Source organism: Enorma burkinafasonensis, assembly GCF_902150035.1.
Lineage (GTDB): Bacteria > Actinomycetota > Coriobacteriia > Coriobacteriales > Coriobacteriaceae > Enorma > Enorma burkinafasonensis.
The window spans coordinates 1-23,089 of record NZ_LR597508.1; the positions used below are offsets into that span (position 1 = coordinate 1).

General features: G+C 60.2%; 25 protein-coding genes. 15 read left to right on the plus strand and 10 right to left on the minus strand.

Annotated elements, in window-relative coordinates; translation table 11 throughout:
• The first annotated feature begins 11 nt into the window (after nucleotides 1-11).
• The 4 genes from FS885_RS05880 (at nucleotide 12) to FS885_RS05895 (ending at nucleotide 1,938) form a co-directional block, all read left to right on the plus strand.
• Nucleotides 12-179, plus strand: a complete 168-nt coding sequence (locus FS885_RS05880) for an ATP-binding protein (protein WP_275080502.1) — start codon at nucleotides 12-14, stop codon at nucleotides 177-179.
• A gap of 79 nt (nucleotides 180-258) precedes the next feature.
• Nucleotides 259-816, plus strand: coding sequence for a site-specific integrase (locus FS885_RS05885; RefSeq protein WP_246060821.1), 558 nt, complete (start codon nucleotides 259-261; stop codon nucleotides 814-816).
• Complete coding sequence (locus FS885_RS05890) at nucleotides 788-1,120, plus strand: plasmid mobilization protein (protein WP_144744154.1); 333 nt, start codon at nucleotides 788-790, stop codon at nucleotides 1,118-1,120. Before FS885_RS05885 ends, FS885_RS05890 begins: the two co-directional genes overlap by 29 nt.
• A 506-nt stretch (nucleotides 1,121-1,626) precedes the next feature.
• On the plus strand, nucleotides 1,627-1,938 hold the full coding sequence (locus FS885_RS05895; protein WP_222419885.1) for a hypothetical protein: 312 nt from the start codon (nucleotides 1,627-1,629) through the stop codon (nucleotides 1,936-1,938).
• Between the two features lie 60 nt (nucleotides 1,939-1,998).
• On the opposite strand, the gene FS885_RS09915 is transcribed toward FS885_RS05895, so the two are convergent.
• The 6 genes from FS885_RS09915 to FS885_RS05920 all read right to left on the minus strand — a co-directional run bounded on the left by FS885_RS09915 (nucleotide 1,999) and on the right by FS885_RS05920 (nucleotide 9,613).
• Nucleotides 1,999-2,145: a hypothetical protein gene (locus FS885_RS09915; RefSeq protein ID WP_186365797.1), complete on the minus strand. Its 147-nt coding sequence runs from the start codon at nucleotides 2,143-2,145 to the stop codon at nucleotides 1,999-2,001.
• Entirely contained in the window at nucleotides 2,142-2,861 is a 720-nt protein-coding gene (locus tag FS885_RS05900; RefSeq protein WP_144744155.1) for a hypothetical protein, read from the minus strand. The genes FS885_RS09915 and FS885_RS05900 overlap by 4 nt, the downstream gene beginning before the upstream one ends.
• A gap of 123 nt (nucleotides 2,862-2,984) precedes the next feature.
• Nucleotides 2,985-3,809 (minus strand): hypothetical protein, encoded by an 825-nt coding sequence (locus FS885_RS05905; protein ID WP_144744156.1) that lies wholly within the window; start codon nucleotides 3,807-3,809, stop codon nucleotides 2,985-2,987.
• A complete protein-coding gene (locus FS885_RS05910; RefSeq protein WP_144744157.1) occupies nucleotides 3,802-5,289 on the minus strand; it encodes an AbiH family protein in 1,488 nt (495 codons plus the stop codon). The genes FS885_RS05905 and FS885_RS05910 overlap by 8 nt, the downstream gene beginning before the upstream one ends.
• A 1-nt stretch (nucleotide 5,290) precedes the next feature.
• Complete coding sequence (locus FS885_RS05915; RefSeq protein ID WP_144744158.1) at nucleotides 5,291-7,720, minus strand: hypothetical protein; 2,430 nt, start codon at nucleotides 7,718-7,720, stop codon at nucleotides 5,291-5,293.
• Between the two features lie 15 nt (nucleotides 7,721-7,735).
• Complete coding sequence (locus FS885_RS05920) at nucleotides 7,736-9,613, minus strand: DUF262 domain-containing protein (RefSeq protein WP_186365798.1); 1,878 nt, start codon at nucleotides 9,611-9,613, stop codon at nucleotides 7,736-7,738.
• A gap of 84 nt (nucleotides 9,614-9,697) precedes the next feature.
• On the opposite strand from FS885_RS05920, the gene FS885_RS09920 reads away from it, so the two are divergent.
• From FS885_RS09920 to FS885_RS05935, 4 genes are all read left to right on the plus strand, one after another.
• On the plus strand, nucleotides 9,698-9,877 hold the full coding sequence (locus FS885_RS09920; RefSeq protein ID WP_186365799.1) for a hypothetical protein: 180 nt from the start codon (nucleotides 9,698-9,700) through the stop codon (nucleotides 9,875-9,877).
• Between the two features lie 337 nt (nucleotides 9,878-10,214).
• Entirely contained in the window at nucleotides 10,215-11,525 is a 1,311-nt protein-coding gene (locus tag FS885_RS05925) for a putative DNA binding domain-containing protein (protein WP_246060822.1), read from the plus strand.
• A 608-nt stretch (nucleotides 11,526-12,133) separates the two neighbouring features.
• Complete coding sequence (locus FS885_RS05930; protein WP_022349112.1) at nucleotides 12,134-12,661, plus strand: MarR family winged helix-turn-helix transcriptional regulator; 528 nt, start codon at nucleotides 12,134-12,136, stop codon at nucleotides 12,659-12,661.
• Nucleotides 12,662-12,663: 2 nt separating this feature from the next.
• On the plus strand, nucleotides 12,664-14,073 hold the full coding sequence (locus tag FS885_RS05935) for a DHA2 family efflux MFS transporter permease subunit (RefSeq protein WP_019129018.1): 1,410 nt from the start codon (nucleotides 12,664-12,666) through the stop codon (nucleotides 14,071-14,073).
• 97 nt (nucleotides 14,074-14,170) lie between these two features.
• Here FS885_RS05935 and FS885_RS05940 read toward each other — a convergent pair whose 3' ends face one another.
• Together FS885_RS05940 and FS885_RS10125 are read right to left on the minus strand one after the other, a co-directional pair.
• Nucleotides 14,171-14,557 (minus strand): helix-turn-helix domain-containing protein, encoded by a 387-nt coding sequence (locus FS885_RS05940; protein ID WP_022349110.1) that lies wholly within the window; start codon nucleotides 14,555-14,557, stop codon nucleotides 14,171-14,173.
• A 102-nt stretch (nucleotides 14,558-14,659) separates the two neighbouring features.
• Entirely contained in the window at nucleotides 14,660-14,791 is a 132-nt protein-coding gene (locus tag FS885_RS10125) for a hypothetical protein (protein WP_022349111.1), read from the minus strand.
• Between the two features lie 474 nt (nucleotides 14,792-15,265).
• Between FS885_RS10125 and FS885_RS10090 the strand changes: the two genes are divergently transcribed.
• The 7 genes from FS885_RS10090 (at nucleotide 15,266) to FS885_RS05970 (ending at nucleotide 21,652) form a co-directional block, all read left to right on the plus strand.
• Entirely contained in the window at nucleotides 15,266-15,553 is a 288-nt protein-coding gene (locus tag FS885_RS10090; protein ID WP_075575914.1) for a transposase, read from the plus strand.
• Nucleotides 15,554-15,555: 2 nt separating this feature from the next.
• Nucleotides 15,556-16,407 carry an IS3 family transposase gene (locus tag FS885_RS05945; protein WP_246060823.1) on the plus strand — a complete coding sequence of 284 codons (852 nt, stop codon included), beginning with the start codon at nucleotides 15,556-15,558 and terminating at the stop codon, nucleotides 16,405-16,407.
• A 209-nt stretch (nucleotides 16,408-16,616) separates the two neighbouring features.
• Entirely contained in the window at nucleotides 16,617-18,689 is a 2,073-nt protein-coding gene (locus FS885_RS05950) for a hypothetical protein (protein WP_144744160.1), read from the plus strand.
• The gene (locus FS885_RS05955) at nucleotides 18,676-18,972 is read left to right on the plus strand and encodes a hypothetical protein (RefSeq protein WP_144744161.1); all 297 of its coding nucleotides are present in this window, start codon (nucleotides 18,676-18,678) and stop codon (nucleotides 18,970-18,972) included. The genes FS885_RS05950 and FS885_RS05955 overlap by 14 nt, the downstream gene beginning before the upstream one ends.
• A gap of 625 nt (nucleotides 18,973-19,597) precedes the next feature.
• A complete protein-coding gene (locus FS885_RS05960; protein WP_144744162.1) occupies nucleotides 19,598-19,816 on the plus strand; it encodes a hypothetical protein in 219 nt (72 codons plus the stop codon).
• 136 nt (nucleotides 19,817-19,952) lie between these two features.
• Nucleotides 19,953-20,702 carry a DUF4241 domain-containing protein gene (locus FS885_RS05965; RefSeq protein WP_222419886.1) on the plus strand — a complete coding sequence of 250 codons (750 nt, stop codon included), beginning with the start codon at nucleotides 19,953-19,955 and terminating at the stop codon, nucleotides 20,700-20,702.
• Nucleotides 20,699-21,652: a tRNA dihydrouridine synthase gene (locus FS885_RS05970; RefSeq protein WP_144744163.1), complete on the plus strand. Its 954-nt coding sequence runs from the start codon at nucleotides 20,699-20,701 to the stop codon at nucleotides 21,650-21,652. Before FS885_RS05965 ends, FS885_RS05970 begins: the two co-directional genes overlap by 4 nt.
• A gap of 114 nt (nucleotides 21,653-21,766) precedes the next feature.
• Here FS885_RS05970 and FS885_RS05975 read toward each other — a convergent pair whose 3' ends face one another.
• Together FS885_RS05975 and FS885_RS05980 are read right to left on the minus strand one after the other, a co-directional pair.
• The gene (locus tag FS885_RS05975; RefSeq protein WP_144744164.1) at nucleotides 21,767-22,285 is read right to left on the minus strand and encodes a ferritin; all 519 of its coding nucleotides are present in this window, start codon (nucleotides 22,283-22,285) and stop codon (nucleotides 21,767-21,769) included.
• A 156-nt stretch (nucleotides 22,286-22,441) separates the two neighbouring features.
• Nucleotides 22,442-23,077, minus strand: a complete 636-nt coding sequence (locus FS885_RS05980) for a GNAT family N-acetyltransferase (RefSeq protein WP_144744165.1) — start codon at nucleotides 23,075-23,077, stop codon at nucleotides 22,442-22,444.
• Between the last annotated feature and the right edge of the window lie 12 nt (nucleotides 23,078-23,089).

Below are 23,089 nucleotides of genomic sequence, written 5' to 3' on the forward strand. Positions count from 1 at the left end.
GGAGGAGCATCGTGTTCACCACGAACGTGGAGTTCAGCCGGTGGGGCACGGTCTTCGCGGACGACAAGCTCGCCGCCGCGATCGTGGACCGGGTGGTCCACCACGGCAGGCTCGTGGAGTTCGGCGGGCCCAGCCACCGTCTCGAGGAGTCGCTCATGCTGGGCAAGTCAGGAAGCTAGCGGCGCGCCCGCGCCGGAAGCCGAAAAACTTGCGTGACGAAACCCGAAAGAAAGGCTCGCTCTTTTCCGAAAGCAAGACTTGACTAAACACACCCGCGCCTACTACGCCTTCGAGATGCTGTACTGGTGCGGGCCGCGGGTCGGCGAGCTGCTGGCCCTCCAGCCGTCGGACATCGACCTCCAGTCCGCCGAGCTCTCGATAACCAAGTCTCTCCAGCGCCTGAAGGGCGAGGACGTCATCACGGACCCCAAGACGGCCAAGGGGGTCAGGGCGGTGTCCATGCCCGCCCGGCTCGTTGAGGAGATGGAGCAGTACATGGCGCTCTTCTACGAGATCGGGCCCCATGACCGGCTCTTCCCGGTGTCGAAGAGCTACCTGGGCGCCCGCCTGAAGCGCTACGCGGCCCGCGCCGGGTTGGAGCCGATCCGTGTGCACGACCTCAGGCACAGCCACGTGTCGCTGCTCATCGACCAGGGCTTCACAGCGGTCGCGATCGCCGACCGAGTCGGCCGCGAGAGCGCCGAGATCACCTATACGTACGCCCACCTGTTCCCAAACGCGCAGGCGGACATGGCCGAGCGCCTCGACGTCCTGATGGGAGGCGGGCATGGCGAAGGAGAGAGGCTCGTCGCATAGGCTGAGAAGGCACACCGTCGCCTTCAGGATGTCGGACGCGGAAAAGGGGGAGCTCGATCGCCGCATCGCCCTCTCCGGACTGCAGCGGCAGGAGTACCTCATCAAATGCTCGCTCGAACGTCCGGTCGTCGTCGTGGGGAACAGGTCCCTCTTCCGGAAGATGGACGCCGAGCTTGCCGGAATCCGCGGGGAGCTCGAGAGGATCTCGGGTTCCGAGGGGGCCAGCGAGGAGGCCCTGTCGAGGGTTCGCCTCGTCGCGGAGATGCTCTCGTCGTTCTCGGAGGCCTTCGCGCCCGCGCCGTGAGGCGGGCGCCGGCCGCCCCCTCCCGTCCATTGACGGGAGGGGCGGCGCCATGTGCAACGGTAAGGCCGGCCTATTCTGACCGGGGATTGGCGCTTCCAGCATCACCCTCGCTTGCCGGGAGCCTCGCCCTGCGCCATGGCGCGCAGCGTCCAGGCGGGGCGATGCTCCTTGCGGCCGGTGATGCCAAAACGATGACAAAAACTGCGGAGAATGTAGAGAACGGGCGCAGCGGGGACGTTGTGAGGACTGATGTCAACTCATCTACCTGCGTAAATACGAGGTGGATTTTTATGGGCATCGAGTGGGAATAAAACGAAGGGCAAATCACTCTTTCGCACTCCACCCCAAAACACAACAAATCCGCAGGTCAGAAGTGGTGTGTTCGAGAAATCGACGCACCACTTCACTTCACTAGAAAACGCTCCTTTCGGGATTATTTGTAGCGGAATTTGTAGCAGCCCAGAGACACCATTCCCGTCGCCGGGCAACGAGGGGAGATTAAAACCATGATGAACGAAGCGAAGATGACCGAACTCACCCAGGCCGAGGATATGGCGTACTTTCGAGCAGACCTCTGTTGTTACTCGCCCGAGAGCTACACGCTCGAGGAAAAGAAAGAGATCTGCAACGACATGATGAGCACGAGCAAGGCCGTGCTCGACGCCACGCGCGAGGACTTCGAGCAGCTGCCCCCAGATGCGAGGGCCAAGCTCCTGGACATGCTCTGCGCTTCCGGAGTCGAGTCGCCCCAGTGGTGGTGGGATGTGCTCGTGGGTGATGGAGACCCGCTCTACCGCGAACTCGAGCCCCTGAGCTAGACCGAGTCCGCATAGGCACACGGAGAGCCGCTCGTCACAGTGACGGGCGCTCTCCGCTTCTCATTCGTCCGCATAGCGGTCGCGGATGCCCTCGAACATCTTGAACACGGGGACCAGCGGCAGGAAGAGAATCAGCAGCAGGAAACACGCGACATCCCCCAAGAGCCAGCCCACCTGGTCCGCTATGAAGGCGAGCCTGCGCCTCATGACAGCATCTCGTTCACGCGTGCCTGCACGATCGAGTAGTAGGAGCCGAGGCGCCGCCTGCGCTCCTCGCCGCTGCCGTAGTCGCCGCGGATCACGGCACGAGCCATTGCATCGACGTCCATGGAGGTCGAGCTCGAGCCCGTACCGAGAAGGATCTCGTTCACGCGCCGTTGCACCGCGTCGTAGTTCGAGCCCAGGCGCCGCCTGCGCTCGTCGCCGTTGCCGAACTCGCCCGCGATCTCGCGCCAGTGCTTGAGCGTCTTGCCCTCGTCGCTGGCCGCGCCCGCGTTGGGGAGCCCGGTCGTGCCGGAGCCGCCGTTGCCGCCCTTGGCGTGCTTGCCTGTGGCCTCGAAGAGCCAGGGCTCGGCCTCCTTGAGCTTGTCCACATCGTTTCCGTGGTCCGCGAGAAGGGCACGCGCCGCCTTCACGTTGCGGACGCCCGCGAGCTGCAGCTTGAAGTCGATGCGGTCGCTCTCGCCCTGGGCCTTGAGCTCCGCGATCTCGCTGTGCAGCTGCTCTGCGGTCTCGGCGTTCTTCGCCGCCTCGGCAACCTGGGCCTCCAGGGATGCGATCTTCTCGTCGCGCTCGGCGATCTGCTTCTCGTAGTCGGAAGCCTCGCCGCCTACCTGCGATTGGCCCTGCTGCGTTTTCCTGCTGCTCTTGGACCTGCTGTTGCGCCTGGTTATCCGCACCCTGCGTGGCTTCCTGGCCGCCATTGGTCTCACCGTCCATGTTCCTGCCTGCCTTTCGTAATCAGGCGGGCAGAGACGAACAATGCCCGCACCTTTACCGGTACGGGCATTGTCTTGGGGTGTCACAAGGTCAAACGGGAAGGGCAATCATGGCCTAAAGACATCAACAAAGGCGCCGGCAAATGTTTCCCAGAACGGCACAGGCTCCTTTGCTCGTCGTGAGAGCTTCTTGATTAACGCATCTATCCGAGTTTTTAACGATGTTCGTTGCCTGTTGAGTTCGTCATACAGACCGCTCTCTCTAGATAACGATTCGATTTGCTGCGCAAAGGTGGGAAGGTCATCGTAGGACCCAGGATTTATGGTCAGCTCGTGCTCGTAGGGGTTTCGATCGTCATGGAATGTCAGGTAGCCTCCTGACCCCAATGCGTCCTCGATACGTTTACCAATTCCAGGCTGTAGGAAATAGAAAAGTCTTGAGCTTATACCGGTCGTGTAGTTTTGTCCGTCATTTGCTTTAAGCCTGCGGTACTTGCGTCCACGCCCGTCATTGCTGGTATCGATTGGTGCCTTGAACAGGCTTTCGTTAGATGCTATCGCATCAAATAGACTGTCGTAATAACGCTCGACGTCATATCCAAACTTCAAGACGTCTCGCTCAAGCTCCAGCGCTTCATTGAAGAGCCTAGCCTTTATATACACCGAGTTGCCTTCGTGCTCCATCTTCTTAACTGGAGGCAGGTAGTGTGTCTCCCAGCCAATATGATGCTCTTCGTATTGCTCCCACCGCCTTGGGTAGATATCCAGCCGCTCTTTCAAATCCTGAAAATGTACGAGCAATGACCTGTACATTTCCTGGAGTCTCTGTCTGTCGGTCTGGTTCTTGCCCGACTTTACGCCAAGGACAAAAGTCACGAGAGCCGCGATCAGGCTTGCCACAAGCCCAGCGAGGAATGTTGGCCAATCAATCAACCTGAACTCCCCTCAGAATCAGCCGCCCCTCGAGCAATAGCTTGTGCATGAGATTCTGGCCGTGGTCCTTGTTGTCCATAGTTGCACCATAGTCAACCAAGAGGTCGTTTATCGAGTTGGCGAGACCATTTCGCCAACTCTCATTATTTTCCTCGTCGGAGCCGTCGTATGGGTAGTAGAACACGAGCACGGTCTTGCTCTCATAGAGGTCGACACCGTCAAAGATAGACTGGAAGTATGAGTAGTCAGCCTTGCCAAGCGAATGACCGTAGAACTTGATGACGTCAGTGGCTCCTTGCAGGTTGGCACTGTTCGCAGTTCCGATCAGTTTGTCTGTACGAGATCCGCCGCGCCGCATGAGTCGGAACGTCTTAGTGAACGACACAGCATTTGGATTGTCCATGCAGTCCTTGCCATCGATGCCGATAATAATCTCTCCGCCTAGCTTTCCGTGTATGTTTACGAACGCGCCGTCCTCGCCACCGTCAAAGAAATGCCCGATGAGGTCAGTGTAGTTGAAGCTCAGGACAGAGGTTGAAGAGTAGTAGTCGTCGCCCGCTTTCTTACCGTCGCGCTCAATCGCCTGGTATAGCGTCTTGCTTTTTTCGGCGTATTCCTCGTTGGTCTCAACCTCTTTTGCAAGGTATTCGCTAAAAGCTTGCTCAAGCTTGAAGAGCTCCTGGCGTAGGAAGGCCATAAACTTCGCGTGGTTGTAGCCCTCGCTTGCAATTTCGGGGTGCAGTGTCCAAGCATACCGGGCCATGTTGCCATACATGTGGTCTTCGTCGTCTTGCTCACATTCCCTACGCCCATTGACAAGAACGAATGCGCCGTCAGTGAAAGGGCAGCTCTTGAAGACTTCGACCGCCTTGTTAAAGGGTGACGGGGTCTTGGAGCCGGGTTTGCCGGCGGATAGCACCCATCGCTCGATGGTTCCTTCGATGTCGCACCAGAGGGAATCGATATTCGCCTCAAGAACGAAGTCCCAGAGCGTGAGTCCGGTATCCTCAACGAGCGTTTGCCATGTTTCGCGCTTGCAGTCCGGGATATTGGCGATAATGTCAAAGCGAGGCTTGAAGAAGTCGCCGAATTTCGATTTGAGCCCGCATTGCAGGTCGAAGCCATTGCCGATGATGATGAGCTGCCGCCAGTCGGTGCGGTAACCTTCCGCGTATGAACTCAAGTCGGGAATGGTGTAGTTTGGTACTGCGTAGTCCAGGGCATCTAGACGCGGAGCTTCTGGCTTATCGAAGGTAAACGTCTCGGATGCGGCGTCGGTTAGAGATTTGAACGCTCCAGCACTCTCAAGCGCCTTTGACACCCTTGCTCCGACGTCACTCAGCTGCGAGTTGCTGGCGGCCTTGCGCACCGCCTCGCTTAAAGAGCCGCCGACTGCCCTTTGGGCCTCCTTGAATGCGTCAGAGTTGATTGCGGCACTTAGGCCGGAGATGTTTGGCACCTGCGCGTCATTAGTGCTCATGTCATCGCCTTCCCGCCTCAGGCAACGCCATTTTCTTCTTGCTTGCGGCCTTCAACGATTTCGTGAGCTCGTCGCTGCTACGCCGCATGAACTTTAGGCTCCGATTCAGGATCTTGATCATCTTCTTCGGGCTGATCTCTTCCTTTTCGTCGGTCCCGTCGTCATCGTCCTCGGGAACCTCGTCGTCTGGCACCCCGCGCTTTATCGCCTCAATCTCCACTTCGAGTTCGACTATCCGCTGGTTCAGCGCGGCATGGATCTCCGCAACGGATGCGCGGTCTCCAAATCGCCCGATGAGCACCTCCTCGCAGAAGGCAACGAGCTTGGCGCACTCGTCCAATACATAGCTTCCGTTCGTGGCGAGCGCCATCGACGTCGCCGCCGAGACTCCGGACCCGCCGACAGCGCCGATTAGCGCGCCTCCGCCGGCTATGAGCATTGTCCCTCCTGCCATGCCTGCGCCACCGGCTGCGATCGCCCCGCCGCCGAGGAACGCGAGGCTGGCACTTGTAAGCGCGGCGCCGTGTAGCGCAGCCGCTTCGAGCCCGAGCGCGGTCGCCAAAGTGGGGGCGATGGCTGGGGCGAAGTAGAAAGCGAGTCCGCCCGTCGCCACCACGACGATAACCGTGCCGGCAGCCCCCACGACGCGCTTGGTCACGGCGCCATCAAGCCTTCCGCGCGCACCGTTCACCGCCTTGTCGAGCTTCGCGAGCTCCTTCTCGCTCACAACACTCTGGCGATCGCAGTACACCTCTTCCAGATAGCCACTGCCAAGCTTGAGGCCCTTGTAGAGCTTGTCGTTGTCACCGTGCAACGGCACGTAGGGCCTAAATCGCTTCGCCTCCATCGCGACCAACCACAGCCATGAGTCGTTTGCGCTGTTTTCAAGCCGCGCCATGATGGAATCATAGATGGCGTCATCACCCAGGAAGTATCCTGCGTCTGCGACCCATACGAGGCCCACCGCCTCGACGACCCTCTCGCCCCACTCCTTGAGCCAGGCACGCTTCTTTTCGGCTCGCTTCGGATGTTTCTCGGCTGCAATGTCGTATGCAACCAGGGCGTACTCGATCGAGTGCAGGATGCGCGCCTGCATGAAGTCGAGCTTGAGGCAGCCCAGCTCAGAGATGCCACGTTCGTACGCCTCTTCTGGGCTTTCACCTTCATCGAGTTTCTTGTCATCCAGAGCCGCCCGGACATCAACAACGCAGGCGATAACAAAGGTGGCCACACCAACGTAGTTCACGCGCAGGAAGAAGGTGATCGGGTCCTTGCTTTTGATGGCGCGTACTGCTGCGTCTGCGATGTCCACGCCGGTGAAGACGCCGCTCGAGACGGTAACCATGCGGCGCATGGCGGGCGTACCCCAGGGGAGTACGTCTTCTGGCGCGATGCGCTCGAGTTCTGCAATGCCCGTGATCTTGAGGTCTCGGATCTCGCGAGCCAGCCTGCGGCAGAAGTAGAAGCCGCGCACGACGCACTGGTTGATGAGCACGGGTATCGTCTGCCGGCCTATCTCGCCAAGGATGCCGATCTCCGTGCGCAGGTCGAACTTCTTGACGCTGTCCTTGATGATCCTGCCGCTCTCGTCATGATCGGCGAGCAGGGTGCCATTGAAGAGTTTGGTCACCCACAGGCGGAAACCCATGTCTCCGTCGCCGGCATCCTTGAAGAACGGAAGCGCCGAGAGCTCTTTCATGAACGATACGAGAGGGCCTGGGATGCCGGTGCCGCCCATGAGGGATCCGCTCGACCCCGCCATGTCGCTCACCATGTGGAAGAACCAGCCGATAGCTCCAAAGGCGATCTTTTCCTGGAAGTTCTTGCCGATGCATGCCCTATGCGACTCGGGCACTGGCACGACATGCAACGCTCCCGCCTTGTCGGTCCCCACAACCAAGCCAGTGAACTGCGTGAATATCGAGAAGAACAGTCCGCCGATACTGAAATGGTGAGAGAAGTCGCGCAGGTGGTGCTGCAGCCCTCCGCCGAAGTCGTTCGTGTTACCGTCGGCAGCGAGTGGATGGTTCTTCTCCAGAGTCTTGATGGCGTCGTTGAGGTCGTCCCCGGTGTATCCCTCCACGCGGGCTACTTTCATCACGACCTTTTCTATCTTGTCTTTGCCCCACTCGCTTGCACGATCGAGGGAGAACTCGCCCACGTAGAAGACGTCGATGAGGCCTGCGAGTACGCCGCTGCTGACGGCGACGATGCAGTCGAGCTTGTCGGCTTCGTCTATATGTGGCTCCCACTTGATGTCGTCCTCAAGCGTTTCGGTCGGGCCAGCGAAGATTTTGCTGGCATACGAAGAGCCTCCAAAGGCACCGGCCCCGGCTACGAGGAGCTTCGGCTTCTTTTGGAAGGCAATCTCGTATTGGATGAGCGGGCTGTCGTCATCCGGGTAGAAAGCTGTTGCGACTGTGTTGTCCATACCAGCTGTGCCTCGCTAAAAATCAATGTCATCGAAAGTGAATGCCTGTAACGCGAGTTCAACAAGCTTCTCGGTTCTCGCTACAATCTGTTCCTTAGTCCAGCTGTCCGCGCCAACAAGGTCGTCGTTGAGGTTTAGCCCGTTGCGGTAGCCAACGTTCGCGCCGTTCGAGTCTTTGCGGTCGCGTTTCTCGATGAAGGGCATGTTGCTCAGCTTCGAGTTGTAGCCGGTGATGGTCAGGTTGCCGAGGGTGTGGACGTGCGCGGCCTGAATCTCCTGCGCCTTTGTCTTGTCTCCGCCGCCAATCATGTCCACCCAGCTGGCAGGTATGTTCTCACCCTGCGGGAACACGTGCTCGATGGTCCACACGTAGTTGCCCGACGGATAGCGCTCCCAGAGACCCTTCATCTCCTTGGTAACGCTCGGATCTGCGAGCACGGTGAGAATGTAGCGCGTCATGTCCGGGTTCACGTCGTATATCGGACCTTCAAGGCGCTCCTTGAAGGTCGCGTCGCTCGCCGACACATCGACAAGCCTCTGCTTGATGTACCGGGCAACTTCCACGCCCCTTATGCTCTCATCCTCGATGCCCTCGCATATGCTGATGAACAGTCGCTCCAGGTCGCGGGTGGGCGGCGTGTCGGTCACGTTGCGTCTCACGAAGAATCTCACGAGAAGCGCCACGATACCAGATATCAGGACGTCGTCCAAGCCAAGCTCCGGCTTCCTCTTCATGAGGTAGAGGAGCATCAGGTAGGAAGGGACGCCCTGTGCGCGCGCGATCTCCACGAGCTGCCGCTCGAGCCCGCTGTCCATGCCCTCGCGGTCTACCCCGATGATCTGCGAGTAGATAGCCGAGTTGCAGATGAGTTCGTCAAGCACGCCGAGCGCGCCAGGATCCTGCCCAATCCTCTTCTCGTAGATCTTGAGCAGGTTCGAGCGGGTGGCCACCGAGCCGAGCGGCAGCTGCGCGCCTCCCTCCTGTACGAACGGCCTGTTAACATCGCGTCTGAAAGCGTCGTAGTTCTGTCGGAAGAAGCGCTCCTGCGTGGCGTAGTCGTCGCCGAGGTTGCGCAGCACCTCCTGCCATTGCTCGAAGTAGTAGTCGAGCTCATCCCCGTCTGCGTCCGCCACCTTGGCGAGAAGCGTGTTCTTGATCAGATCCACGGCGGAAAGGGGGACGCCACGGTTGTTCAGCGACGCGAACAGCGTGTACGCGTCAGCATGGCTGTCGACGTTGATCTGCACGAGCACGGCGGAGCAGAGCAACCTGCTTTTGTCTAGCAAGGTGTGCACAGCATCGTCGTCGCCCATCCCAGCGATCTCACCGCCGAGCCTGTCATAGAAGTATTCGAATGCCTTTGACATCTTGCGCACGCCATGGTACTTAGGTCGTTGCATCACGACGGCGAGTCCGGCGCGCTCCTTGAGGATCCAGCGGTAGTCGTCCTGGTTGTGGTTCTGAACCTGAGGCACCACGCGCGTCATGCCCTTGTTCGACTTGAGGACGAGCCTGTTGCGCAGCGGTCTGATGTCGTCGAGCTGCATGTCCTCGTCTATGGCGTCTGGGTGCTCGTTGATGCGGGCGTACAGCGCTGCGAGTAGCAGGCTGATGGTAGTAAGCCTCTGCTGGCCGTCGATGACTTCGAACTCCACTATGTTGGTTTTCGGGTCGATCTCGCCCTGGATGACGATGATGGATCCGAGGAAGTAGTCTGGGTCATTGTCGAAGACGTCGTCGTAGAGGTTCGCCCAGTCTCGCTGGCCCCATGTGTACTCACGCTGGTAACGGGGTATGTTGTAGACCTTCAGCGCATCGGTTGATAGGATGCTTGCTACGGAGGGATCACTTACGTTTTTGATCATCTCATCCCGGCTCTCGTTATACGGCATATGGTTTCGGTTGGTTTGATATGGAGACGGGCTTTCCTTACCCTTCGAGTTGGATTCGGATTCGACGAGAAGGGGAGACCCAAGATGAATCTTATCGCACCGGGCACCGTCGCTGCGTTCCGATTCGCCTTCCTGGAGCTTCTGAGGGAGGAGCCATCCAACATCGCCGCGCTTGAAGGGGCGGCCGTGGTCCTGGTTCCTGGGTGCGGTCATCATGCCGAAATTGCTCGCATTTTGATACACGCGGTGCTCAAAAGCCGGTGAGGACTGCAGATAATAGTCGGACGCCTGAGGCGTCCGGACGGAAGGTTTGCATGTTCGACAGGGACGATGTGGAGCTGGCACTGGCGGAGGGATGCTAATCGGACACTATTCTGGACAACAATGAAACGATATCCAGAATAGTGTCCAGAATAGGGTGGGGGGTACCGATGAGCGATGCGCTTGATAGATACATCCAAGCTGGCGAGGGCATGAGTGTCGAGTTTAAGCGTTGTGGGACACAGGCGGGTCAAGACACGTTCGAGACTATCTGCTCATTCGCAAGCGGATAGGGTGGCAGCATCCTCCTCGGTGGCGAGACGACGGTACGGTCGAGGGCGTGCCCGAGCTTTCCGCGCTTTCCATCGAGCACAACATCTCCAACGTCACGAGTAACCCGAGCCTGTTCAACGTATCGCCGCTGGTCGAGTTCGAGCGGCTGCGCGACTCTGAGGGCAGGCTCGTCATACGGGTCTGGGTTCCCATGGGGCCGTCCCTCTACACGTTCAAGGGGGCGGTGTGCGACCGCGTGGCGGACGCCGACGTGCGCGTGAAAAGCGATGCCCAGATCGCCTCGATGATAGCGCGTAAGCAGAGTTATTACTCGAAGCGGACCGTGTACTCTTGGGTGACCGAGGACGATCTGGAGATGGGACTCCTCGACGCAGTACGAGATGCGCTGCGCGCGAACGATGCCGACCACCCGTGGCTCTCCCTCTCTGACGGTGAGCTCCTCCGTGCCGCCCGTCTATACGGACGCGACCAGCTGACGGGGGAGCGGGGCTTCAACCTCGCCGCCGTCGCGCTGCTGGGGAAGGAGGATACGATCCTCGACGTCATGCCGCTCTATCGGACTGATGCGGTCCTTAGACGTGTCGAGACCGACCGCTACGACGATCGGCCCGTCTGCAGGAGCAATCTTGTCAGGGCATACGACGAGCTCGTCGGCTTCTGCGAGAAGTGGCTGCCGGATTCCTTCGTGCTCGACGGGGGACAGCGCAAGAGCGCACGCGACGTCATCGTACGCGAGCTCGTGTGCAACTGCCTCATCCATCGCGAGTTCGTCAGTCCGTACATCGCCCGCATCACTATCGACGGGGAGGGCATCCGCACGAGAAACGCGAGCCGCGCGCTCTATGCCGGCCCCGTGACGCTCGAGAGCCTCGACCCTACTCCCAAGAACCCCGTCATCGCCAACTTTTTCACCCAGATGGGGCGTTCCGAGGAGCTGGGGAGCGGGACGAGGAGCCTCTACAAGTTCTCGAGGCTCTACACGGGGAAGGACCCCGTTCTGGAGGACGGTGATCAGTTCACCGCGTTCGTGCCGGCACCGCCTGTCATGGCGAGCATGGTGAGGAACGAGGGCAATCGCGAAGCCGCGAAGGAGACTGAGAGAAGCAGAGTTGTTGGTGGGTCCAGAAGGAGCCGTACGCGCGCGGAGGTCGAGAGCGCGGTCGATGACCTCATTGTCCGCTACGGGTCTTTCCCTGCATCGGCCGTTAGTGAGCGGGTCACGAGTGTGGGCGAGAGGACGGTAAGACGCTATCTTTCCGACATGGTGAAGGAGGGCAAGCTTGCTTCCGCCCCGCGTGGCAGGTCGACGACCTATCGGGGCGGCAACTCGGCCGACAGCCTCGGTGGCGATTGCTGAGCGCTATCTTGCTAGAGACGCCTGTTTTTCCGCGGCATGCGGGTTGCCGTCGGAAAACGCCGTCTGGCAGAGGGGCGTTGAGTTCATTTTGAGTTCAATTCGGACACGCGAAATGCGCTCGACATCGTTTAATGGTGAGACGACGGTACACCACGCAGACGAGAGAACATGAAAATGCGCGGTTTGATTACCGAGCAGAAGTAAGTGGGTTATAAACAATCCACTGCAAAAACCTCCCTCACCGATGGCTGTGGGGGCGCAAGGCTGCCGAAGTGAGGTGCATTTGGACTGACGGTAGCAGCGTGCGCTTCTGTGGTCGCGGGAACCGCCATGGAAAAGGTTAAGCCAATGACCGAAGGTGGCGCGATGAGCGCCAAGGGCGATCTGTGATGGATGCTTGCGCCGGCCTCGTTGGGAAATCCGGCTTCGCCATGCGACAGTTTGAACACATGAGGCGAGTGATTGTTCGTCGCAAGGCCGACCGATAGGAACCGATCGAACTGTCTGCCGTTCTAGACTTCTTCGTCGGCGCATCCTATGTGCGTCCGTATATAATTACTCAAGATAATTACTATAGATAATTATTTTTTGAGACGGAAGGAACAGAAATGAACGGGCGCTCATTCAAGATGCTGATGGATACGCTGCGGCGCGCGCGTCGCATCGACGGCATGATGCCGCAGCTGCCGCCTGACCTCACCAACGGGAGGACGCGCGTGCTCGACACGCTCTATGAGCTGGGCGGCTACGCCAAGGAAGATGCATCGAGGCGCCGCGCCGTGCGCGTGAGCGACATCGCGGACGATATGGGCGCCACGCGTCCCGGCGTGACGCGCATGGTGTGCGACCTCGAGCGGGATGGTTACCTGCACAAGTCTGCCAGCCCCACGGACGGCCGCGAGGTGTTGGTTGAGCTGACCGAACACGGTCTCGCTACGCATCGCGTTTGGTACGAGGAGGTCTACGAGTACACCGCCCTGCTTCTTGGCGAGGCGGGCGTGACCGAACATGACATCGAGGTGACGGTTCGGACTGTCAAGCGGCTGCTTGAGGTTGTAGGGGAGGCCGACCTCACACGCTGGCAGAACGAGCGCTTGGGCCGTAAGGCCGCGGCGTGCGGAAGTGCGGAGGAGTAGGAGTGGATGATAGCCGGAAGCTGCCGCGGCGCGTCGTCGCGTCCGTGATTGCGGCGGGCATCATGTCCTTTTCGGGCGTGGTGGTCGAGAGCTCTATGAACGTGACCTTTCCGTCTCTCATGCGGGAGTTCGGCATCGATACCGCGACGGTTCAGTGGATTACCACGGGCTATCTGCTCGTGCTGTCGGTCATCATCCCCATGTCTTCGTATCTGCGTCGGCGCTTTACCATGCGCGCGCTATTCGTGGCGGGAGCCTCCTGCTTTCTGGCGGGAACGCTGACGGCGGCGCTGGCTCCCGCCTTTCCGGTGCTGCTCGCCGGACGCTTGGTGCAGGGCGTGGGCACGGGCGTAGCGCTGCCCCTCATGTTCAACATCATCTTGGAGCAGGTGCCGCGCAAGAACATGGGGCTTATGATCGGTATCGCCAACTTCATCACCTCGACGGCGCCCGCCATCGGCCCGTCGCTCGGCGGCTTTCTCGTGAGCGTCCTAAGCTGGCGCGCGGTGTTCTGGGTGCTCGTGCCGCTGGTGGCTGCGTCGTTTGCCCTGGGCGCCGCCTGCATTCGGCAGTCGACGACGTCGGGGCGCCCGTCGCTCGACGTCTGCGGCCTCATCATGCTCGCTGTCGGGTTTGCCAGCTTCATCTTTGCCGCGAACAGCGCCTCGTCAGCCGGATGGGCGAGCCCGTCTGTGCTCGGCCTGTTCGTCGTGGCAGCTGCCGCGATCGCGCTGTTCTGCCGGCACTCCCTTGCCACGCCGGGTGCCCTGCTCAATGTGCGCGTGCTGCGCGACCCGGTGTTTGCCCTTTCGGTCGCGGGTATCCTCCTCGTGCAGTTCTGCACACTGGGGCTTGCGTTCCTCATCCCCAACTACGCGCAGCTGTCGCTTGGCATCGATGCGTTTACCGCGGGCTGCCTGCTGGTGCCCGGATGCATCGCGGGCGCCCTTCAGGCGCCGCTTTCGGGCATCGTTTACGATCGCTTTGGCGCAGGGCTTTCGATTATCGGCGGGTGCGTGGTCACGCTCGCGTCCACAATCCTGTTCTTCGCGTTCGCGCCCACGCTTACCGGGCCGCTCATCGTTCTCTTCTTCGTGCTCTACTCGTTGGGAAAGGGGGCGAACCTGCCGGGTAACATGACAAACGGCCTGGCGCACCTGCCCATCGAGCATAACCCGGATGGAAACGCGATCGTCAACACGGTGCAGCAGCTGGCGGGCGCGATCGGCACGGTGTTCGTCTCCACGATCGTCGCCAGCGCGCAGGCGATTGATCCTGCGCACATGGCCAACGCGACGGCCGCGGGCACCCAGCAGGCGTTTCTGCTGGTGGTCGTCTTTGCGGCGGCGGAAGCCGTCTGTGCGGCACTAATCTTCGGCGCTTTCAAGAATCGTACGCGTTCCGTGCGATAGGCCGGCTTGCCGCCGGACCCTGGGCCCTCCAAAGCGCCGAGAAGAGCGCGGCGGGCGGGAGCGCGCCCGCCGTCGTCATGCGCGCCCCTCGACCCGGCTACCCTGCGAAGAGGCTGCCCTGAGACACCCCATAGATCACAACCAGGGCGAAGAGCGCCAGGACGACACCCCCGACGACGAGGAAAGCCCGCCAGGCCCGAAGCACCGCCTCCTTGCCCCGCTTCACGTCCGCGTAGATTGAGGAGATCTGCTTGTCGGACTCGTTGAGGGCGCGCACATCGCCCACGTCGATTCCCCGCACGAGCTCGTCCAGGCCGATCCCGTAGTAGTCCGATAGCAGGACGAGCCGCTGGAAGTCGGGGTACGACTGCCCGAGCTCCCATTTCGACACTGTCTGCCTCGAGACGCCGAGTTCGTACCCTAGCTGCTCCTGCGAGAGGCCCCGTTTCCTCCTGAGGTCGATGAGTCGGTCGTTGAAGTTCATGGCCGTTCCTTTCGGTCGGTTTTCGCGGTCCGCGCCGCTTGGGCGCGAGACCATGGAACTGCGTGAGCGGCGCAGGAGCAACCAACAACGGTTGGCAATTCGTCAATCTAGCGCGGCATCGGGCCCGGTTACAGCTCTGTAGTCGCCGCGCTCGAACACGCCACGTTCGGCACCGAGCATTGCATCCTTCCGCTCGCGGCCTAAGGCGTCCTCATGCAGGTTGTCTCCCGCCATGCCGTTCCTTCCCATGGCTGCTGGCTGTAAGTTAACACTTGGCCAATCGACCGTTTTTTGAAGATGGTCAAAGAGTCTTTTCCGAGGGTTCCTTCAGCTGCTCGTCTGGGTGGGAGCCGAGGGGCGTTGGGTCTATGCTGCCATCGTTTTGCGGACACTGGCTCGAAGGATGATGACAACGTGAAGAGATAAGGGCTTTTTCTGCCTGGTTGCGTCGCGCCCGGCCCGTGTCCCTGCCTACCGCTTCCGATCGACCTTGCGCGGCAGGAGGATGGAGGCCGCTGCGCCGAGGGCGGAGACGGCGATCGCGGTCCCCATCGCCCCGGGTGCGCCCGGGCCGCTCGCGGCGCACATCGTCCCGACCACTGCCGAGGAGACGGTGCCGCCGAAGCCCCGGAAGAACATCGCGAGCGAGGTTGGATTGGCTACACTAGATTGGACAATCTGAAGAGGGGCGCGAGGGACGGGGGGGACATGAGGGACCCGAAGCACCCGAGGCACTTCACCGACGAGTTCAAGAGGCAGATCGTCGGGCTGCACGACGCCGGCAAGCCCAGGCGCGAGATCATGGAGGAGTACGATCTCGGCAAGAGCACGCTCGAGCGCTGGATCAAGTCGATAAACGCCACCGGCTCGCCGCGGGCCGCGGGCAACAGGACGCCCGAGCAGGACAGGGTCATCGAGCTGGAGCGCGAGGACAAGAGGCTCCGTATGGAGGTCGACGTCCTAAAACAAGCGGCGCTGATATTCGCACGAAAGTGACGGTGATAGCGGCTAACGCCGACCGCTACCCGGTATCAGCGCAGTGCGAGATCCTCGGCGTGCCGCGCTCCACCTACTACCACCTGCGCTCCCACCCGGAGACGCCGCCCGCGCCGGACCCCATCGAGCCCGACGTGCTCGCCGCCCACGCGGAAAGCAGGGGCAGGTACGGGTCGAGGAAGGTCAAGGCGTCGCTCGAGCGACGCGGCATATCGGCGAGCCGAAGGCGGATCGCGCGGATCATGAGGGAGAACGGCCTCTCGAGCGCGTACGGGAGGAAGCGGTTCAAGGTCCACCCCGGCAAGCCGAACGAGGCGGAGCTGCCGAACCTGGTGGCCCGCGAGTTCGACGGCCGCGCGCCGCGCACGCACGTCTGCAGCGACCTCACCTACGTGCGCGCGGGCGGATCGTGGTGCTACGTCCGCCTGCTCGTCGACCTCTACAACAGGGAGATCGTCGGCCGCGCCGCGGGCAGCAGGAGGGACGCGCTGCTCGTCAAGGCGGCCTTCGCCACCCTGGAGTTCCCGATATCCGACATCGCGGTGTTCCACACCGACCGCGGCAGCGAGTTCGACAACGCCGAGATCGACCTCATGCTAGAGGCCTTCGGCGTAGAGCGGTCGCTCTCCGCCAGGGGCTGCCCCTACGACAACGTCGTCGACGAGTCGACGAACAAGATACTCAAGGCCGGGCTCGTCTACAGGGAGAGCTTCCGGGACCTGCGCGACCTGCAGGCAGGGCTGTCCGACTACGTGCACTGGTACAACAACCTCAGGATCCACTCGACGCTCGGCTACATGAGCCCCGTCGAGTTCAGGAAGGCGGGAATGCCCCTCTCAAAACCGTCCAAATAAATGTTGCCAATCCATTTGCCGGAAGGTAGGTTTCGGCGGTTAGGGGGGCGTCTTTTGTCAGAACGCGAATAGATGCCCCGTTAACGGGGGGGGGGGTTTCAACGACTGGACGCTATCGCGAGGTGGAGAACTACGGTAGTTTGCTGGCGCTAGCGAATGGCAGGATGGGATAATGGTGCATATGGGAATGGACGGAATGCGAGGGCCACTTGAACAGAATCGATTTTCATATCCATACCGTTGAGACCGCCTCTGACTCTAGTGGTTTCAATTTCGATATTGAAGTTCTCAAGGACTATGTCGAGGGGGCTCATCTTGCCGCCATTGCAATCACCAACCACAATGGGTTTTACCGTGACAACTACGACCAGGTTTCAAAGGCGCTAGACATTGCTGTTTTTCCTGGTGCTGAAATTAATGTCACGAAGTTGAGTGGTTTTGGGCACGTCATTATCGTCGCCGACCCCGCCGACATAGACGTTTTTGCAAGCGGTATGGCCACTCTTGCGGGCGAATGCCCGGGCAGTAGCGACCACATGAGTTGGGAACGCGTTGTTGAGTTGTTTCCTAAGATCAGCAATTGGCTCATCATACCCCACTACAAAAAGAGCAAGAAACTCGACTCGGCCACACTTTCTCATATACAAAGCACAACTGGCTACGACGCCCTGGAAGTAGCCAATGCCAAAAAATGGCTCGTTGAGCGCGATGGGGCCGATGCACCGCTTGTGGTTTTCAGCGACTGTCGTCCCGGCTTACGCATGCCCGATGAAGATCCCGACGATAACATACGGCGTTATGCATACGGCTACACCTACCTACAGTGCAACGAAATGAGCTTTAGTTCGATCAAGGCGGCATTTGCAAACGCAAACAACGCTGAGATTTTCCCAGCAGACAGAGACTTTGAGATACTTCCAGAAGCACTGCCCGCATCGAGGCGCATGAACGTCATCCTTGGAGAGCGTTCCTCTGGCAAGACATTTACGCTTAAGCGGATTCTTGACGCCTATGAGCCCGAGGACAGGCTTTACATTGAGCAGTTCGAAATCACCAACAAAGCGAAGAAAGACATTTTCGACAAAAACGTTGCTGAAGAAGACAGCGTCTTTTTTGATAACTACTTCAACGCTCTACAAGATGCAATCAACCACTACACGCAGTTTGACCAGGGAGCCTGCGAAGATGCAGTAAGGGCGTATTGCACAGCTTTGGTTCAATTTGCTGCTGCACCGACCGACCGCTATTCCGAGCGGCCTATCTATAATGCTGATGAATATACATATGAAAAGAGCGACGCTGTCGAAGCGTCTGACGTGAAGCTCCGAAAGGCCGCGCGAGAATTGGCCGATGGTGGCAAACGACCCGATGTTGTCAAAGAATATGTCGACCCGAATACTCTTAGGGCACTTGATAGCAGACTACGCGAGCTTATGAAGCAAGCTCGTACTGCTCGGTGGCAGAAAAAGCAGTGCGATGCTGCAGTCGCAGAAATAAAGAAAGAGTTGAGCAAGAAGTCGGCACGCAAGCCGCTTCCACAGGCCGATCAACTACGAGAGTACTTCAAGTATTGCTACCGAGAAAAGAGACTTGTGGAAGTCCTAGATGCACTCGCAGCGCCTCTTGATCTCAAATCTGATGAAGAATACAAATACCTCAAGAAGAGGACGCGGCAGATGCATTCGAACGCCACTGAGGCGCGAAAAGGATGCGGGCTGACGTTGCCGAGCGGAACTGATGTGGCGGGTCTTTTCGGAGCCAAGGTTACGTCAGCTAAGAGACTCGCAGTCATTCGAAGCTTCGATGCTACTGTTCAAGCTGCGGCATGCCGTCTCCTGTTCAACATTAAAAGCAGAATTGTGCTCAACGACGAATCTAGTGCCGCGTTGTCTGGCGGACAACGCGCGGAGTATCTCCTTCTGCACCGAATAGCCGCCGCAGCGGGCAAAGATGTTGTGCTGATTGATGAGCCTGAGTCATCATTCGATAACCCGTTCCTTAACCACGATGTCATTACCCTACTCAACGACGTAGCCGAGCATGCAACGGTGTTTCTCGTGACACATAACAATACTCTTGGCGTCTCGCTTCTTCCTGATTGCATCATCTACACGGAGAAGACCAAGTCGGGAGAGTATCGCGTTTACTCCGGTGAGCTCTCTGCCACTAAGCTTATAGATGCATACGGAAACACCTGTGATCGCAAAGAGGTGATGCTCGATACAATGGAAGCTGGACGCATCGCCTATCTTGAAAGGAGGACCCACTATGGACTTGCTTAGAATCAACGAGCAAGAAGGCCAGTTCCTCAAGAATGGCGTATGGATTCCGATATGTGATATTGAGCGAGATGACTTGCTTGAACTTATCAGGGCTGCAGCAAGTAACGACCATGTCGGACTTGTCGAATGCAATGGGGACACCCCGATCAGGGATCCTATCTCTATGACTATTTACGAGCAAGTTTATAAGGCGCTGAATGACTTAGATGCCAATCGCGCAACCTACCTCGCTTCGATTGATGAAGAGTTCGACAGGCTCGAACGCGAATACGGTTTGACATAGCTAGAATCTTTGCAATCAGTGAGTTATAAGCATTGAAATGACGCTCGTGCAGAAACGAGGGGCTCGAGATTGGTGCGCTTTACAGGTCGGATTAGGAGAGTATTGGAGTTAACGAGGCGAGTCTATATTAAGACGTAGAGCAACGTGCAAAATCAATAGTGCTGTTAGTTCGCAGAATGGGAAGAGCTGGCGGGCACAGGGGCTGATGTTTCGCACCCCCATTAATGGATGAGCTAGATTGGCGTTGAGTTCATTTTTGAGTTCAACTCGAGATACAAAATGCGGCTGATTTCGGTTAATGGGGAGACGGCGGTACACCACGTAGACGAGAGGCCATGGAAGTGCACGATTAGACTACTGAGTGGGAGTAGCCAAGTTAACGCGCTGATCGAACAACGCGAAAAGCGGTGCGTTACAAGCCGAAATCGTCTCCTTGCTCTGCGATGGAGCTGGGAGACGATTTTCATGAAGGTACACCGTGCTACGGCCTGTCGTACATGGTGACCGAGAGCGCCTTGCCGCGCTCGAGAAGCTCGCCAGAAATATGCTATAAAAGCTATGACAATTCATGGACGGGTGTTGCATGCGAGTCAGCTACCCGCATGACGATAAAGGAGCAAACACGATGGGTGCCTGCCTCAAGGTTTGCAAGAAATGCTCGGGCGTCTCAGCCAAGGACTTCAAGGGCGTGGTCGCCAAGGGCGACATCCGGACAGGTTGCTTTGGCTACTGCGCAAAGAAGCACAAGGAGCTTGCGGACCAGGTCTACGTCAAATACGCCGGCGAAATCGTGGCGCGCAAATCCAAGAAGAAGCTCGTCAAGGCGGTGGAGGCGCTCGGCTAGGAACGAGCTCGCTCTGGGGCGGTGCCACCGGATGGGCCTCGCGGCGCAGGAATCGACAAGCTCAGCGCGTTTGCCGTAAGCTAAGCAAGAAGACGCGTGACGGCAGGGAAGCGCGTGACGGCTGAAAGGAGAGGCTGTGCCGACGGAGGAGTGGATGGAACGGTATGGCACCGTGAAGGAGCGGCTCGCCTGCAAGGTCGACCTGGATGCCTATTTCACGGAGGACGCTATCGCCGGTACGAAGGTGGTCGTGCTCGACATGGGCGCCGTCCGCTTCCCGACGGGTTCGATCATCGCCTGTGACCCCTTGGTGTCGCTAGAAGATGCCCGGCCCTATCTCCAGACGGTCCCAGCCGGCACCTATCCGCTCAAGATCTGCGTGGTGCCGAGCGACGAGTACGGGGACCGCTACGCCTGCGCCAAGGTGGAGCTGAGCGACCGCAAGCCGATCCGCTACGAGCTGGCGATGGTGGGCGACGAGGATCTCAACGACCTCGAAGACGGCGCGTTCTTCGGCTTCTTCGTGGATGCCGGCATGGCGTGCGTCGCGGACGCCGCGACCCAGGAGGCGTTTAGGGCGTATTGGGCGGCACGCCTCGAGGAAGACGATAGCATCGACCCCTATAACGACCTGTTCTGCGACCTGCTGGAAGAGAGCGCGCGAGAGCACCCCGACTACCAGGGTGAGTACGGTGATCGGCTTACCTGGACGGTACCCGGGACGGAGTGCGACCTCCCCATCTTCGCCGCCGGCTGGGGCGATGGCGTCTATCCGGTCTACTTCGGCTACGATGCCTCCGGTGAGGTCTCGGGCGTGTACGTCCACCTCATCGATATCGCCGAGAGCTATCGCGATCCGGGCGATGGGGACGGGTCTCCGCGATGATCCTCTCGCTGGCTCCCATGGAGGGGCTCACGGGGCATCTGTTCCGCCGCGTCCATGCGGCGTGCTTCGGTGCGCTCGATCGCTACTACACGCCGTTCCTTGCGCCGCCGCGCGTCGGCAGCGCGTTCGGCAAGAAGGCGTGGCGCGAGATCGACCCCGAGAGCAACCGGGGGCTCGACGTCGTCCCGCAGCTGCTCACCAAGGATGCCGGGGAGTTCGTCTGGGCGGCAGGGCTTCTCGCGGAGCTGGGCTATACCGAGGTCAATCTCAATCTGGGCTGTCCCTCGGGCACGGTCGTGGCCAAGGGCAAGGGCGCGGGGTTCCTCCGCGACCCGGGTGCCCTCGACGCCTTCCTAGGCGAGATTTGCGAGCGGTCGCCCATCCCGGTCACGGTCAAGACGCGGATCGGCGTCGCGGACGACGGTGAATACGAGCGGATTCTCGACGTCTACCGCCGCCATCCCCTCGCGGAGCTCATCGTCCATCCGCGCGTCCAGAAGGACCGCTACCAGGGCACGCCGCGCTGTGAGCCCTATGGCGAGACGCTGCGGGCGGTACCGTTTTCCGTCGCCTACAACGGCGACATCTTCTCCTGCGACGATATGGCGGCGCTCGCCCGGGCCTACCCGGCGACGCGCCATGTGATGCTCGGTCGCGGGATCCTTGCGAACCCGGCGCTCGCGCGCATGCTCGGCGGCGGTGCCGCCGTGCCGCGCGGCGAGCTCGAGCGCTTCCACGACCGGCTCTTCGATGCGTATGAGGAGGAGATCGGCGGCAACGCGGTGTTCCGCATGAAGGAGTGGTGGTTCTACGCCAAGTTCGCCTTCTCCGACCCGCTCGCGGCGCATCGCGCCATCAGGAAGGCGCGCACCGTCGCCGAGTACCGCACGGCGGCGCGCGGCATCTTGCGCGACGCGGACCTCGCGGGCCTCGCGCGGTTCGACGGCTGAGGCGGTCACGCATTCCCGAACGCACGGAGCCCCGGGTCCTCGCGGATCCGGGGCTCCTTGGAAAAGGGGGGACGTGCCTTGGCGCCGGCGAGTCGCTTCCGGCGCCGGGCGGCGCTACAGCGGCAGCGCCGTCATCTGGGTGTAGACGCGGGTCTGGTACTCGCGGTCGAGGTCATAGAGGCCCTTGGGGTCGCTGCCGAAGAGCTTCATGTTGGTGATCATGTCGCGGGCGTTGGTCTCCTCCTCGCCCTGCTCGGTCACGAACCAGTCGAGGAACTTCATCGAGCGCACGTCGTGGTGCTCGTGCGCGACCTCATAGCAATGGTGGATGAGGCTCGTGACGTACTCCTCGTGCGCGAGGCCCGCCTCGAGCGGCTCGAGGTCGTTTTCGAAGGTCTTGTCGGGCTTGGCGATGGCCTCCATCGTGGGCTTGTAGTCGTTGTCGAGCAGGTAGCGGCGGATGGCCATGGCGTGGTCCATCTCCTCCTTCGCCTGGATCTCGTACCAGTTGGCGAAGCCCTTGAGGCCGCGGTCGTCATAGTAGTCCGCGAAGGTGAGGTACAGGTATGCCGAGTAGAGCTCCTTGTTGATCTGCTCGTTGAGCACGCTCGTTACGTCTTCGTGAAGTGCCATGGTTCCTCTTTCCCGTCGATTGCCGCGCGCCCGCGCGGACTGTTTCACAGGTGGATATACCCATTCCCTCCTGCGGGAACGCGGCGGACGCATCGTCGCAACACCATCACATCGCGAGCCGTCCCTACGCCGGCGGGGCTGCGTGACGCAGGCGTCCTATGCGGAGAGATCGAGCCGGTAGAGGTACATCTCGCGCGGGAGCACGCGGCGCTCCTCGCGGTTGCAGCGGTGGGAGGCGACGCGCGTGAGGCCGCGCTTCTCGTAGAACTGCCAGGTGCAGGAGGTGTCGGTGTAGAGGTAGAGGCTCTGGGCCTCCGCGTCCGCGCAGTGCGCGGCCGCCGCGTCGATGAGAACGCTGCCGATGCCGAGGTTTCGCGCCTCGCGGTCGACGGCGAGCAGCGTGATCTCGGCGCCGTGATCGATCTTGCCCTGCTCGAGAAGCTTGTTGTTCACGCGCAGCTCGGCGCGGGCGTAGGCGCGCATTTCCTCGGCGGCCTCCTCGTCGATGGAGCGAATGCGCTCGAGGAGCCGGGCCTCGAGATCGAACCAGCGGCCGGCGTCGGGGGAGGGCTCGCTGCCCGCGCGGGCCAAGACGATGCCGCGCGGCGTCCCGTCGATGAGGGACACCTGCGAGAACGTCGAGTTCGCGAGGCAATAGGCCAAGTCGCGCTCGGCCTCGAGCCGGTTGTACTCCCCGTTTTCGGAGCGGGCGTGCCATTCATCGCGCAGGATGCGCGCGACGGCATCGAAGTCGTCGTCCTCGAACGGGCGGTAGCGTACGCGTGAGACCACGGTCACCTTCTC

Coding starts and splice junctions, on each gene's coding strand:
- FS885_RS05890 (WP_144744154.1), top strand. CDS start 788: ATGGCGAAGGAGAGAGGCTCGTCGCATAGGCTGAGAAGGCACACCGTC.
- FS885_RS05895 (WP_222419885.1), top strand. CDS start 1,627: ATGATGAACGAAGCGAAGATGACCGAACTCACCCAGGCCGAGGATATG.
- FS885_RS09915 (WP_186365797.1), bottom strand. CDS start 2,145: ATGAGGCGCAGGCTCGCCTTCATAGCGGACCAGGTGGGCTGGCTCTTG.
- FS885_RS05900 (WP_144744155.1), bottom strand. CDS start 2,861: ATGGCGGCCAGGAAGCCACGCAGGGTGCGGATAACCAGGCGCAACAGC.
- FS885_RS05910 (WP_144744157.1), bottom strand. CDS start 5,289: ATGAGCACTAATGACGCGCAGGTGCCAAACATCTCCGGCCTAAGTGCC.
- FS885_RS05915 (WP_144744158.1), bottom strand. CDS start 7,720: ATGGACAACACAGTCGCAACAGCTTTCTACCCGGATGACGACAGCCCG.
- FS885_RS05920 (WP_186365798.1), bottom strand. CDS start 9,613: ATGCCGTATAACGAGAGCCGGGATGAGATGATCAAAAACGTAAGTGAT.
- FS885_RS09920 (WP_186365799.1), top strand. CDS start 9,698: ATGAATCTTATCGCACCGGGCACCGTCGCTGCGTTCCGATTCGCCTTC.
- FS885_RS05930 (WP_022349112.1), top strand. CDS start 12,134: ATGAACGGGCGCTCATTCAAGATGCTGATGGATACGCTGCGGCGCGCG.
- FS885_RS05940 (WP_022349110.1), bottom strand. CDS start 14,557: ATGAACTTCAACGACCGACTCATCGACCTCAGGAGGAAACGGGGCCTC.
- FS885_RS10125 (WP_022349111.1), bottom strand. CDS start 14,791: ATGGCGGGAGACAACCTGCATGAGGACGCCTTAGGCCGCGAGCGGAAG.
- FS885_RS10090 (WP_075575914.1), top strand. CDS start 15,266: ATGAGGGACCCGAAGCACCCGAGGCACTTCACCGACGAGTTCAAGAGG.
- FS885_RS05955 (WP_144744161.1), top strand. CDS start 18,676: ATGGACTTGCTTAGAATCAACGAGCAAGAAGGCCAGTTCCTCAAGAAT.
- FS885_RS05960 (WP_144744162.1), top strand. CDS start 19,598: ATGGGTGCCTGCCTCAAGGTTTGCAAGAAATGCTCGGGCGTCTCAGCC.
- FS885_RS05970 (WP_144744163.1), top strand. CDS start 20,699: ATGATCCTCTCGCTGGCTCCCATGGAGGGGCTCACGGGGCATCTGTTC.
- FS885_RS05975 (WP_144744164.1), bottom strand. CDS start 22,285: ATGGCACTTCACGAAGACGTAACGAGCGTGCTCAACGAGCAGATCAAC.